Genomic DNA, 13,062 nt, shown 5'->3' on the forward strand with positions numbered 1-13,062 from the left:
GGCCTCAACCTTCCGGATAGGACTTCGTCATCAGCGTGCCGAGTTCGGGACGCGGTGCGGTTTCGCCGCAAAGCCGCAGGCAGGCCCAGGCGGTGGCGAGATTGCTGCTGACGACCGGCTTGCCGATCTCGGCCTCGATCCGGGCCGCGACCTGCGCGGCGCGGACAGCCGTGCAGGAGATGAAAAGCGCCTGCGACTCCGGCGCTATTGCCTCACGAGCGAGCGAAACGAGCTCTTCCGGCGCAATGCGCGCCATCTCGCGATCGTCCTCGAAACCCAGGCAGGTGAACCGATCGATCGTGAAGCCGAGGCCGGCGAAGTAATCGGCCATCGGGCGGCTCGTCTCCACCGTATAGGGCGTCAGGATCGAAATGCGGCTTGCGCCCACGGCCTTGAGGCCTTTCACGGAGGCCGCCGTCGGCGTCACGACGGGTACACTCGGCTTGGCGGTACGGATCGCCTCCTCGATACGGGCATCGCCGATCACCACGGAGGCTGACGTGCAGGAATACATGACGGCATCCAGCGTCTCGTCCGGCAGGATGAGCGAAGCGCCTTCGGTCAGCACCGGCTGCATCTTCATCAGGTTTTCGGGCGTCGTCGGATTGGCATAGGGAATACGGCCGACATAGACGCCAATACGGTCGCTCGCGACCATGCGCTGAAAGTCGACTTCCGTCGTGTGGTCGGTGGCGAGAATGACGAGGCCGATCCGTTTCTGGAGCGGGCGGTCGTCCAGCCGCGGTTTCCGGCCGGCAAGGTTTATGTCGACAGAAGTCATGTCAGTCATCCATCCGGGCGTACCGCTCTTCCAGCCACCTTAGCCCGACGACCGAAATCAGGCTGACGACGAGGAAGAAGACGCCGACAAGCGTCATCGGCTCGATGTAGCGGTAGTTGCTGTTGGCGATGCTTTTTGCCTGGTTCATCAGTTCCAGCACGGTGATCGCCGAAAGCAGCGGCGTTTCCTTGAACATCGCGATGAAATAGTTGGCGAGTGCCGGGATCATCGGCGGCACGGCCTGCGGCAGGATGACATGGATCCAGGCCTGCCGCGTGGTGAGGTTGGCTGCCTTCGCCGCTTCCCACTGGCCGCGCGGCACGTTTTCGATGCCGGCCCGATAAACCTCGGCCGTATAGGTGGCATAATGAACGCCGATGCCGATCACGCCGGCCACCAAAGGCGACAGGCGGATGCCGACATCCGGCAGCACGTAGAAGATGAAATAGAGCTGTACGAGAAGCGGCGTGCCGCGGATGAATTCCGAGACGAAGCCGACCGTGCGCGAGACTGCGGCGACCGGCGAACGGCGCGCGATGGCGAGCGCGAGGCCGATCACCGCAGCCACGGCCGCACCGAGAACGGTGGCCAGAATGGTGATCTTGAACCCTTCGAGCAGGGTCGGCATGATCTGCCAGACGAAATCCCAATCCCACTCCATCGTCAGATCCTCACGCCATCGAGGTTGCGCGTCATCCGCCGTTCGAGCCAGCGCATGGAAACCGAGATGACCCAGGCCATGGCGAAGTAGAGAATGAGGATCGTCGTGAAGGGAATAAGCGTGTTGCCGGTCTGCGCGCGGACGACCTGCGCCTGAAAGGTCAGGTCCGTCAGCGAGATCAGCGACACGACCGCCGTGCCTTTCAGGAGCTCGATGGCATTGTTGCAGAAGGTCGGCAGCATCAGGGGCAGCGCCTGCGGCAGGATCACATGGCGCATGCGCTGGTAACGGGAGAGATTGAGGGCGGTACAGGCCTCCGTCTGCTCCCGTCCGACCGCCTTGACGGCACCGCGTACGACTTCGGCTGCATAGGCGCCGACGTTGAGCCCCAGCGCCAGCACGCCTGCCTGCAGCGGCGTAAGGGTGAAACCCGCAAAGGGGAGGACGAAATAGACCCAGAAGAGCTGCACGAAGATCGACGTGCCCCTGAAGAACTCGATATAGGTCGTCGCGAGCGCCCGCACGACGAAGAAGCGCGAGAGCCGGCCGAGTCCGGCCAGGAAAGCCATCACCAGCGCCAGAGCCGACCCCATGACGGTCAGTTGCAGCGTCACCAGTGCGCCTTCCAGAATCAGCGACAAATAGCCGGACCAATCGATCATCAGGCCTGGGTTCCTAGTCTCTTTCGGTGGGTCTGCCCCTCATCCGCCTGCCGGCAGCTCCTCCCCGCGCCTTCGACAAGATCGGGACGGGGAGAGAGCCAGGATAAGGGCAAATCTTACTGCGCGGCAGCACACTGCTTGTCGCGGGTCGTCGACATCGCGGCCTTGGCGGAGAAGCCGTAGGGCTCGATGAGCTTGGCGAACTCGCCCGATTCCTTCAGCTTCTTGAGTTCCACATCGAAGGCATCGCGGAGCGCCACGTCCTGCTTGCGGAAGGCCGCGCCGTCGCAATAGACCGGCGCGCCGACCACCGGTGCGACGACTTCGAGGTTCGGATCCTTCGCCTTGTCCATGAGATCATGGATGGAAAGGACCGGAAGCGAATAGACATCGATGCGGCCGTCCTGGAGCATCTTGATGCCGCTTTGGCCGTCCGGAACGACGATGACACGGTCACGCGGCACGCCGGCCTGGAGCGCGAGCTTCTCCTCGGTGCCGCCGCCAGGCGCGCCGATCTTCGCGTTCGCGTTGTCCGCGATGTCCTTGTAGCTCGTCAGCTTCAGCGGATTGCCCTTCTTGACGGCGAAGGCTTCCGCGTCGCAAAGGATCGGCTCGGAATAGGCGACCGCGTTGCAGCGCTCCGGCTTCATGAAGAGACCGGCGGTGATGGCATCGTGACGGCCGGCCTGCAGGCCGGGGATCATCGCGCCATATTCGGAGATCGAGGCCACGACTTCCTTGACGCCGAGACGCTCGAAGATGACGCGGGCGACATCGGGCGCCGCGCCCGAAACCTTGCCATCGGCGCCGACCGCCGTATAGGGCGGCTCGTTGGCGATGGCGATGCGGGCAAAGCCCTGTTCCTTCAGCTCCTCCAGGTCGGCTGCGGATGCAGACATGCCGCCGGCAACGGCGACGAGGGCCGCGATGCTGGCAGCGGTCGCGAGAATTCTCGTTTTCATTGTTCCCTACTCCTCTGGTTTTCCTATTTATTCTTCGGGCTATGTCACCGCCTCCGGCGGTCAGACGCGGTGCCCCGCCGCTATGATCTTGCGCAGAAAGATCTGGGTGCGTTCCTGCCTTGGATTGCGGAAGATCTCCTCCGGCCTGCCTTCCTCGACGATCTTGCCGCGATCGAAGAACAGCACGCGGTCCGCGAAATCGTGGGCGAACCCCATCTCGTGCGTCACGAGAAGCATGGTCATGTCGGTCTCGGCCGCGAGCCGCTTCATGACGCTCAGCACTTCCTCGACCAGTTCCGGATCGAGCGCGGACGTCACTTCGTCGAAGAGCATGATCTTGGGCGAGAGCGCCAAAGCGCGGGCGATCGCGACACGCTGTTTCTGACCGCCTGATAGCTGCGCCGGCACGCTCTTGGCCTTATCCGCCATGCCGACCATGTCGAGCAGTTCCATAGCTCGTTTCTCCGCATCGGCGCGCGATACCCCTTGGGTCAGCATCGGCGCGAGCGTGACGTTGTCGAGGACGCATTTGTGGGGAAACAGATTGAAGTGCTGGAAGACCATGCCGATCTTCTTGCGCATGCGGTGCAGATGGCGCTCGTCGGCGAGAACCAGGTCGGCCCCCTTTTTCATGTGATAGAGCTGCTCTCCATCGACCTCGATATGGCCGCCGCTGATCGTTTCCAGCGTCATCAGAATGCGCAGGATCGTCGTCTTGCCCGAGCCGGAAGGCCCGATCAGCGCCAGCTTCTCTCCCGGCATCACATCGATCGACAGGCTGTCGAGAACGGTCAGCGGACCGAACCTCTTCACGATGTTGTCGATGCGGATGATGGGCGACGCCATTCATGTCTCTCCCTGTTGAGACAAGCAATGCATCAACGATGACGGGGTCAGGAAATCATGTCAATTCGGAAAATAATATCATGACAATATTTATCCACCTGCACAAACTGCAGGCGCTTGCGTCAAATCGCAAGCAGCAGCTCTTCGGGATTTCCCTGTGCCAGGGAGGCGACGATCCCGAGCCCCGTGCGCAGCTCGCTTTCCGTCGTCGATCCCAGGGAGATGCGTACGGCCGGCGTCCAGCCGTGATCCGTCGTGTGAAACGACTTGCCCGGCGCGATACCGACGCCGCGCAACCGCGCCTGCGCCACAAAGGCCTCGTCCGTATGACCGCAGGAGAGCGGCAGCCATACGTGCAGGCTTTGCGGATGCGTGCGGTAGGACAGACCCGCCAGCATTTCAGCGGCGATGGCATGACGGCTGGCGAGTGCGCGTCGCTGCCAGTTGACCAGTTCCATTGCCGTGCCGTCGCTCACCCAGCGCGTGGCGATCTCCGCCATTGCCGGCGTTGCCATCCAGTTGGAAACCAGATGGCGATTGGCGACGGCCGCGACATAACGGTCTGGCGCGGCAAGATAGCCGATCCGTAATCCGGGAACCGTCGTCTTGGTGAAAGTCGTCACATAGAGCGTGCGTTCCGGCGCGAAGGCGGCCACCGGCGGCGGGCGATCCTCGACCATCGGGCCGAGAATGTCGTTCTCGATGATGGCGATGTCATGCCTGGCGGCTACCGCCGCCAGCGCTTCCCGGCGTTTTGCGCTCATCAGCGCCGCCATCGGATTGATGACCGAAGGCTGCAGGAAGATTGCCCGGATCGGCCCTTTGCGGCAGGCCTCGTCCAGCGCCTCGGGGATCATCCCTTCCTCATCGATCGCCAGCCCTTCCAGATGCAGGCCGAGATAGGTGGACAGCGGCACGAGCGTATGATGGCTGACCGCTTCCGTGGCGACGGTCGAGCCGGGAGGCGCGACGCTCATCAATGCAACCGTCATTCCCGACGTTGCTCCGTTCGTCAGGCTGACGTTCAACGGCGACACGTCCAGGCCGCAGCGCGCCAGCCATTCGGTCGCAACGGCGCGGTGGCGGGGAAACACCATGTTCGGCCGGAACGACAGGGCCGAGCTCGCCGGCAGGTTTTCCGAAAGCCAGGCGAAGGCCTGCCGCATCCGCTCGACATGGATCTGCTCGCAAACGGGCTTCAGGATCGAAAGATCGATGACCTCACCGAGCCTTTCGGGCAGATAGGGTGGTTCGGGCTCCGGCGTCTGCGTCTGCACGAAGCTGCCCCGCCCGATCTCGCCGGAGATCAGCCCCCGGCGGATGAGGTCGTCATAGGCGCGGCTCACCGTCTGGACCGAAAGGCCGAGATCGTCCGCCATGCGGCGATGGGTCGGCAGCTTGGTCCCGTTGGCGAGCTTTCCCTCCTGGATGGCGCGCGCGATCTGCTCGGCAAGCGAAAGATAGGCCGGTCGGCGGAGCTGGGACGGATCGGGACGCCAATTTGTCATGATTTTGACTGTGCTTAAAATCAGTTCAATTGACAATGGCAAAACGAATTTTCATTGTCTTTCTCAACAACCGCACAAGGGAACCGCATGAAACTCGACGCCATCGACCTCCGAATTCTCGAAGCGGTCCAGGGCGATGGCCGGATCACCAAGCTGGCGCTGGCCGAAAAGGTTGGCCTTTCGCCGACGCCCTGCTGGATGCGCCTGCGCAAGCTGGAGAAGGCGGGCATCATCACCGGCTATCATGCCCGGCTTGCCCCCCGGAAGATCGCGCCGATCGCCAGCGTCATGGTGGAGATCACGCTCGCCAACCATCGCCAGAGCGATTTCGACCGTTTCGAACGGGCCGTGGCGGCCATTCCCGAGATCACCGCGTGCTGGTCGGTCGGCGGCGGCGTCGATTACATCGCCAAGGTCGTCACCCCCGACATCGACGCCTATCAGCGCCTGATCGACGGCCTGCTCGACCGCGAGCTCGGTATCGAGCGCTACTTCACCTATATCGTGACGAAGACGGTGAAGGAGGAAACGGGCGTGCCTGTCACCGCTCTCTTCGAGACGGATGCCGGCGAGCGGCCATAGACAGTTTCTCCTCGAGGCCCGGCCAGTTTAGACCATCTCTCTCTTTTCCTGCCGCGGAATGGACAATCTCTCGCTCCGGCAAGGCGATACTTGAGCCACGAGCCGAACGAGGATCTGGCCATGACCGCAATTTTTGCACGCCCCGCCTATCACGAGGCCCTGACGCGGCTCAGCGACCGCCAGCTGCTGCGCGATCTCGCTTATGTCGGCGGGCGCTGGGTCTCCGGCGCCGAAGGCCGCAGCTTTCAGGTGACCGATCCCGCCTCCTCCGCAACCCTTGCCTGGGTCGCGAGCCTTGGCGCCGAGGAGACCGGTACCGCAATCGACGCCGCCGCTGCCGCCTTTCCTGCCTGGCGGTCGAAGCTGCCGCAGGAACGGGCGGCGATCCTGAAGGAGTGGCACCGTCTGATGCTCACCGCCAGGGAAGACCTCGCCCTCCTCATGACGCTGGAACAGGGCAAACCCCTTGCCGAATCCCGCGGGGAGATCGACTACGCCGCCTCCTTCATCGAGTGGTATGCCGAAGAGGGCAAGCGGGTGAACGCGGAGAGCGTCACCAGCCATCTTGCCAGCGCGGAGATGATCGTGCGGCGGGAAGCGCTCGGCGTCGCCGGCATCGTGACGCCCTGGAACTTCCCCTCTGCCATGGTCACCCGCAAGGTCGCCGCCGCACTTGCCGCCGGCTGCACGGTCGTCGCACATCCCTCTTCCGAAACGCCGCTTTCGGCACTGGCGCTTGCCGAACTTGCCGAACGCGCAGGAATGCCCGCGGGCGTGTTCAACGTCGTCACCGGTGACGCTGCGCCCATCGTCGGCCGGCTCTGCGAAGATGCGCGGGTCAGGGCAATGAGTTTTACCGGCTCCACCGAGATCGGCCGGCTGATCGCCGCGCAGTGCGCGCCGACGATGAAGCGGCTCGTGATGGAGCTCGGCGGGCACGCGCCTCTCATCGTCTTCGACGACACCGATATCGATCGGGCCGCCGATATCGCGATTGCCGCCAAATTTGCGACCTCCGGACAGGACTGCCTGGCAGCCAACCGGATATTCGTCCAGCGACCCGTCCTCGATGCCTTCAACAAGGCTTTCGCCGAGCGGATTGCCGCCTTGAAGGTGGGGGCCGGTCTGACCGAAGGCGTCGAAATCGGCCCGCTGATGCACGAGCGGGCGGTGACGAAAGTCGAGGCGCAGGTGAAGGACGCGCTCGACAAGGGTGCCAAGCTGCTTATCGGCGGCAAGCGCCACGAGGCCGACTCCCTTTTCTTCGAACCAACACTGCTCACCGACGTACCGGCCGATGCGGCCATCATGCGCGAGGAGACCTTCGGACCGGTCGCCGCCGTCACCGCCTTCGATACCGAGGAGGAGGCTGTCGCCCGCGCCAACGACACGGAATACGGCCTTGTCGCCTATGCGGTCACCGAAAACGGCGCGCGGCAGATGCGCCTCGGCCGCGCGCTCGAATACGGAATGGTCGCGATCAACCGCGTGAAGATCACCGGCGGGCCGATCCCCTTCGGCGGCTGGAAACAGTCCGGTCTCGGTCGGGAAGGTTCCCGCCACGGCATCGAGGCCTTCACCGAACTCAAATATCTCTGCATCGACACCGCCGGCTGAGCGGTCCCGCAATCCTGAAGGAAAAGCCAATGCTCGAAAGAAACAACGAACTCACCGCCTGGGACCGGGACCATTTCTTCCATCCTTCGACCCATATGGGCATGCACGCGCGCGGCGAAACGCCGACGCGGGTGATCGGCAGCGGCGAAGGCGTCTACATCACCGACCAGAACGGCCGCACCAGCCTCGATGCCTTTGCAGGGCTTTACTGCGTCAATGTCGGCTACGGCCGCCAGAAGATAGCCGATGCGATCGCCGAACAGGCACGCAACCTCGCCTATTACCATGCCTATGTCGGGCACGGCACGGAAGCCTCGATCACGCTTGCCAAGATGATCATCGACCGCGCGCCGGAAGGCATGTCCAGGGTCTATTTCGGCCTATCGGGCTCGGACGCCAACGAGACCAACATCAAGCTGATCTGGTATTACAACAACATCCTCGGACGGCCGGAAAAGAAGAAGATCATTTCGCGCTGGCGCGGCTATCACGGCTCCGGCGTCATGACCGGCAGCCTCACCGGCCTCGAACTCTTTCACAACGCCTTCGACCTGCCGCGCGTGCCGATCCTGCATACCGAAGCACCCTATTACTTCCGCCGGCCGGATCGTTCGATGAACGAGGAGCAGTTCTCGCAATATTGCGCCGACAAGCTGGAGGAACTGATCCTCTCGGAAGGTCCTGAGACGATCGCTGCCTTCATCGGCGAGCCGATCCTCGGCACCGGCGGCATCGTGCCGCCGCCGAAGGGTTATTGGGAGAAGATCCAGGCCGTGCTCAAGAAGTACGACATCCTGCTCGTGGCCGACGAGGTCGTGACCGGCTTCGGCCGCCTCGGCACCATGTTCGGCTCCGATCACTACGGCATGAAGCCCGATCTCATCACCATCGCCAAGGGACTGACCTCGGCTTACGCGCCGCTCTCCGGCACGATCATTTCCGAGAAATTCTGGCAGGTTCTGGTGCAGGGTTCCGATCAGCTCGGCGCGATCGGCCATGGCTGGACCTATTCGTCCCATCCGATCTGCGCGGCGGCCGGCATCGCCAATCTCGAACTGATCGATGAGATGGGTTTGGTGCAGAATGCCGGCGAGACCGGCGCCTATTTCCGGTCCGAGCTGGCGAAGGCGGTCGGCGGCCACAAGCATGTGGGCGAGGTGCGCGGCGACGGCCTCATGGCGGCCGTGGAATTCGTGGAAGACAAGGACGACCGCCGGTTTTTCGATCCTTCTCAAAAGATCGGTCCGCAGATCGCGGCCGCACTGCTGGAGCGGGGCGTCATCGGCCGCGCCATGCCGCAAGGCGATATCCTCGGCTTCGCGCCGCCGCTCTGCCTCACCCGGGAGGAGGCGGATATCGTCGTGAAGGCCACGGCTGATGCAATCGATAGTATCCTTGCAAACCGCTGACGGGGCAGAAAGATGAATTCCATACCGGAAACGATGGCAGCCGTTTTGCTGACCGGCCATGGCGGCCTCGACAAGCTCGTCTATCGGCAGGATGTTCCCGTGCCCAGGCCCGCAGCCGGCGAAGTCCTCATCCGCGTGACCGCTTGCGGCATGAACAACACCGATGTCTGGGTACGGGAGGGCGCCTATGGGACGGAGGACGATCCGGGCGCCGTCTCCACATGGCGGCGGCAGGGCAATACGCTCACGTTCCCGCGCATCCAGGGCACCGACACGGTCGGTCACATCGTCGCCGTCGGAGAGGGTGTCGATCCGGCGCGGATCGGCGAGCGGGTGATGGTCGATTTCTCCATCTATAATCGCGAGGACGACAGTCTTGCGGATATCGACTACATGGGCCATGGCCGCGACGGCGGCTATGCCGAGTACATGGCGCTGCCCGCCGAAAACGCCCATGTGGTCGATACGGATATGAGCGATATCGAGCTTGCGACCTTCTGTTGCGCTTACCTCACCGGCGAGCGGATGCTGGAAAGGGCAAGGCTTTCAGCCGGCGAGCGGGTGCTCGTTACCGGGGCCTCGGGCGGCGTCGGCTCGGCGATCGTTCAGCTGGCTCGGGCGCGCGGCGCCATTCCGATCGCCGTGGTCGGCCCGGGCAAGGAAAAGGCGCTCATCGATATCGGAGCCGAAGCCGTGGTGACGCGCGGCAAAGGCGATCTTGTCGAAGCCGTGGCCCAGGCGGCGGGCGGTGCGCCGATCGATGTGATCGCAGATCTGGTGGCCGGCCCCATGTTCAACGATCTCCTGAAAATTCTTCGCCCCGAAGGCCGCTATACGACCGCCGGCGCGATCGCCGGACCGGTCGTGCAGCTCGACCTCAGAACGATGTATCTGAAGCAGCTTGAGCTGCACGGCTCCAGCCAGGGAAGCCGCGCCGATTTCCGCCGCCTCGTCGGCTATATCGAAAGCGGGAAGATCCGGCCGATCGTCGGAGGCGTCTATCCGCTGTCCGAATTCCATCGCGCGCAGGGCGACTTCATGGCCAAGAACTTCATCGGCAAACTGGTTGTCGTTCCCGATCAACGGTAAGCCGAGATCGATTGCGCCCGGGCCGCTTCGATGCGCGTGTCGTTCACCGCGATCGCATGAAGCGATTTCGGCGCAATTGCTGACGGCGTTTTCGCGCTCGCCGCGATTCATGGTTAAATGCAGGCGATTCTCCGTCTTTTGCATTTTGCCTTGGGTGCCATGTCATTTCTGGATTTCATTTACCGGCCCTTCGAGACGCTGATCCGTCCGCTCGATATCCCTTATAAGCCGCTACCCTCGCGAGGCCCTTTCACCCTGCTTCTCCATTTCGTCCGGATGTTCCGCGGGATCCTCATTTCGATCGCCGTCTTCGCCATGCTGGTGGAAGGCATCAATCTCACGGTCATCTGGGGTCTGTCGATCATCGTGGATGGTGTTACCTCGAAGGGAGCGGGGGCTTTCCTGCAGGACGAGTGGCCTCTGCTCACCATCCTCGGCGTGCTGATCTTTCCGGTTCTGCCCCTCTTCGCATTCTTCGCCAATGCGCTCGCCTCGCAGGCGGTCGCCGTCTGCATGCCGGTGGCGATCCAGTGGCAGGGGCACAAGGCCGTCGAAAAGCAGGATCTGGGCTTTTTCCACGACCTGTTTGCCGGCCAGGTCGCCTCGCGCCTGTCGCAGGTCGCCTCCGCCGTCCAGCAGCAGGTCGTCGTCGCCTTCCAGACCATACCGCATTTCCTCGTCCAGTTTACCGGATCGCTGCTGCTGCTCGGTACGGTTGCCTGGCCGCTCGCCCTGCCGGTCTTTCTCTGGATCGTCGCAAGTGTCGGCATTGCCGTGATCGCAGTACCGTATTTTGCCGAACGGTCCCGGCTTTCCGCCCGGCAGCGGAGCCTGGTGGTCGGCTCCATGACCGACCTCTACAGCAATATCCAGATGGTGAAACAATTCGCCGCCGAAGATAGCGAAGCGGGAGCGCTGCGCCGCGTTTTCGTGAATGCGGTGGAAACCCAGCAGAAGGAGCGGCGTATCTACCTTACGACCGATACCGGCATCCTCACCCTCAATGTTTCTCTGTGGTTCGCCATGCTGACTGTCGGCTTCTGGGGCATGATCGACGGGTTCATCAGCACCGGCCAGTTCGTAGCCGCGATCTACATCGCACAACGGCTGTCGGGCAACGCACGGGCCTTCCTGCAGATGGGCCAGCAGATTTTCCAGGCGGTAGGCACGATCCGGGACGCAATGCCGGTAATGACGACGCCTCCGACTGTGATCGATACGCCGGATGCCGCGCCGCTTGCCGTCACCCGTGGCGAAATCCGCTTCGAGAACATTCATTTCGAATACCGGGCGGGCCGAAGGGTCATCGATCACCTGACACTAACGGTGCATGCCGGCGAAAAGGTCGGGCTGGTGGGTCTTTCCGGTGCCGGCAAGACGACATTGGTCAGCCTGCTTCTGCGGTTCTACGATTTGAAGAGCGGCTCGATCCTCATCGACAACCAGGACATCCGCTCGGTAACTCAAGCGAGCCTGAGAGAGAACATAGGCGTCATTTCCCAAGAGGTTTCGCTGCTGCATCGCTCCGTAGGCGACAACATCCGTTACGGCCGCCCGGATGCGTCACGCCATGAAATCGAGCAGGCAGCCAAGGCTGCGCAGGCGGATCAATTCATCGCCGAGCTTACCGACAAAGAAGGCCGTACCGGCTATGAAGCCTTTGTCGGCGACCGCGGCGTCAAATTATCCGGCGGCCAGCGGCAACGCGTCGCCATTGCAAGGGTGCTTCTCAAGGACGCTCCCATCCTCGTGCTCGACGAAGCAACGTCCGCACTGGACAGCGAATCCGAAGCTGCCATTCAAGACAAGCTGGCCCTGCTGATGGACGGCAAAACCGTGATCGCCATCGCCCACCGCCTCTCGACGATCGCGAAGATGGACCGGATCGTGGTGCTCGACAAAGGCCGCATCGTGGAAGAAGGAACGCCCGACGAGCTGCTCGCGCGTGACGGGCTTTATGCCAGGCTCTGGAAACGGCAGACCGGCGGCTACATCGCCGACGTCATAGAGGACGAATGAGCCTTGCCCGACCATCGGCATGCCGATCCGTGCTCTGCAGAATCATCATCCGATCGGTCTCCTCGCCAACCGGAATACTCGCCTGGCTTCCGGCCCGGGAACACGCAATCCCCGCCGCGACAGCGGCGCGTTGCATGGCCGCTTCGAGTGGCAAGCCACGATCGAGCGCGGATGCGAGAACGCCGACGAAGCAGTCTCCCGCCGCAGTTGTGTCCACGACGTCGATGGGCATGGCGGAGACGCGGATTTCTTCGCCCTTGAAGCAGGCTTCGGCACCGTCACCACCGAGAGTGCGGAGGACCCCGGTATTCAACCTGCGCGCAATCTCGGATGCCGAGGGGCCGCAGTCCAGCCAATCCGCCAGAGCAGCCGCTTCGTCTTCATTGACGACCAGCAGGTCGCAAAGAGAGAGCAATGAAGGCTCAAGCCGAACCGCCGGCGCCAAATTCACGATCGACATCTTGCCGGCGTTCCGGGCGCGCCGCATCAGTTTGGCCGTTTCCTCGCGGTCGTTCTCCATCTGCATCAGCACGATATCGGCTCTGCCGAGCAGATCATCGTTCAGGGCATCCGAGGAAGCCGCGAGATTGGCACCGGCGGCGACCGCGATCATGTTGCGACCTTCACCGTCGATCAAAATCGACGCGCAACCCGTTGGAACGGGCGCCCTTTCAACACGGCGGATATCGACAATGCCGGCAAGGTTCTTCATCGCGACCTCGGCGAGAGGATCATCCCCCACGGCACCGACCATGACGACTTCGGAGCCATCGCGTGCCGCCGCCAGTACCTGGTTCGCACCCTTGCCGCCTGCCTCCGTACGGAATGAGGTCGCCAACAGCGTCTGCGCCGGCTGCGGCATGGCCGCGACCGAAAAGACGAAATCGACATTGATCGAACCGAAGGTGACTATCACGGCATAATCT

At 62.9% G+C, this 13,062-nt stretch carries 12 protein-coding genes; 5 read left to right on the forward strand and 7 right to left on the reverse strand.

Annotated features, from left to right (window positions below):
• Positions 1-4: 4 nt before the first annotated feature.
• The 6 genes from eutA to QTA58_RS08520 form a co-directional block, all read right to left on the reverse strand.
• Entirely contained in the window at positions 5-781 is a 777-nt protein-coding gene (eutA, locus tag QTA58_RS08495) for an ectoine utilization protein EutA (protein ID WP_289672438.1), read from the reverse strand.
• Position 782: 1 nt separating this feature from the next.
• A complete protein-coding gene (ehuD, locus tag QTA58_RS08500) occupies positions 783-1,442 on the reverse strand; it encodes an ectoine/hydroxyectoine ABC transporter permease subunit EhuD (protein WP_289672439.1) in 660 nt (219 codons plus the stop codon).
• Positions 1,443-1,444: 2 nt separating this feature from the next.
• On the reverse strand, positions 1,445-2,104 hold the full coding sequence (gene ehuC / locus QTA58_RS08505) for an ectoine/hydroxyectoine ABC transporter permease subunit EhuC (protein ID WP_289672440.1): 660 nt from the start codon (positions 2,102-2,104) through the stop codon (positions 1,445-1,447).
• A 116-nt stretch (positions 2,105-2,220) separates the two neighbouring features.
• Entirely contained in the window at positions 2,221-3,066 is an 846-nt protein-coding gene (ehuB, locus tag QTA58_RS08510; RefSeq protein WP_085421704.1) for an ectoine/hydroxyectoine ABC transporter substrate-binding protein EhuB, read from the reverse strand.
• A 60-nt stretch (positions 3,067-3,126) separates the two neighbouring features.
• A complete protein-coding gene (gene ehuA / locus QTA58_RS08515; protein WP_289672441.1) occupies positions 3,127-3,912 on the reverse strand; it encodes an ectoine/hydroxyectoine ABC transporter ATP-binding protein EhuA in 786 nt (261 codons plus the stop codon).
• 122 nt (positions 3,913-4,034) lie between these two features.
• Positions 4,035-5,420, reverse strand: coding sequence for a PLP-dependent aminotransferase family protein (locus QTA58_RS08520; RefSeq protein ID WP_289672442.1), 1,386 nt, complete (start codon positions 5,418-5,420; stop codon positions 4,035-4,037).
• A gap of 87 nt (positions 5,421-5,507) precedes the next feature.
• Between QTA58_RS08520 and QTA58_RS08525 the strand changes: the two genes are divergently transcribed.
• From QTA58_RS08525 to QTA58_RS08545, 5 genes are all read left to right on the forward strand, one after another.
• Complete coding sequence (locus QTA58_RS08525) at positions 5,508-6,002, forward strand: Lrp/AsnC family transcriptional regulator (RefSeq protein WP_085421701.1); 495 nt, start codon at positions 5,508-5,510, stop codon at positions 6,000-6,002.
• A 120-nt stretch (positions 6,003-6,122) separates the two neighbouring features.
• The gene (locus tag QTA58_RS08530; RefSeq protein ID WP_289672443.1) at positions 6,123-7,619 is read left to right on the forward strand and encodes an NAD-dependent succinate-semialdehyde dehydrogenase; all 1,497 of its coding nucleotides are present in this window, start codon (positions 6,123-6,125) and stop codon (positions 7,617-7,619) included.
• A 29-nt stretch (positions 7,620-7,648) separates the two neighbouring features.
• On the forward strand, positions 7,649-9,028 hold the full coding sequence (locus tag QTA58_RS08535; protein WP_289672444.1) for an aspartate aminotransferase family protein: 1,380 nt from the start codon (positions 7,649-7,651) through the stop codon (positions 9,026-9,028).
• Between the two features lie 12 nt (positions 9,029-9,040).
• Entirely contained in the window at positions 9,041-10,117 is a 1,077-nt protein-coding gene (locus tag QTA58_RS08540; RefSeq protein ID WP_289672445.1) for an alcohol dehydrogenase family protein, read from the forward strand.
• Between the two features lie 159 nt (positions 10,118-10,276).
• Entirely contained in the window at positions 10,277-12,136 is a 1,860-nt protein-coding gene (locus tag QTA58_RS08545) for an ABC transporter ATP-binding protein (protein WP_289672446.1), read from the forward strand.
• Here the strand turns inward: QTA58_RS08545 and QTA58_RS08550 are convergent.
• Positions 12,120-13,052, reverse strand: a complete 933-nt coding sequence (locus QTA58_RS08550; RefSeq protein ID WP_289672447.1) for a ribokinase — start codon at positions 13,050-13,052, stop codon at positions 12,120-12,122. The two genes, QTA58_RS08545 and QTA58_RS08550, sit on opposite strands and share 17 nt — an antisense overlap.
• Between the last annotated feature and the right edge of the window lie 10 nt (positions 13,053-13,062).

Origin of the sequence: Neorhizobium sp. CSC1952 (genome assembly GCF_030378245.1) — a bacterium.
GTDB classification, from domain to species: Bacteria; Pseudomonadota; Alphaproteobacteria; order Rhizobiales; family Rhizobiaceae; genus Neorhizobium; species Neorhizobium oryzae_A.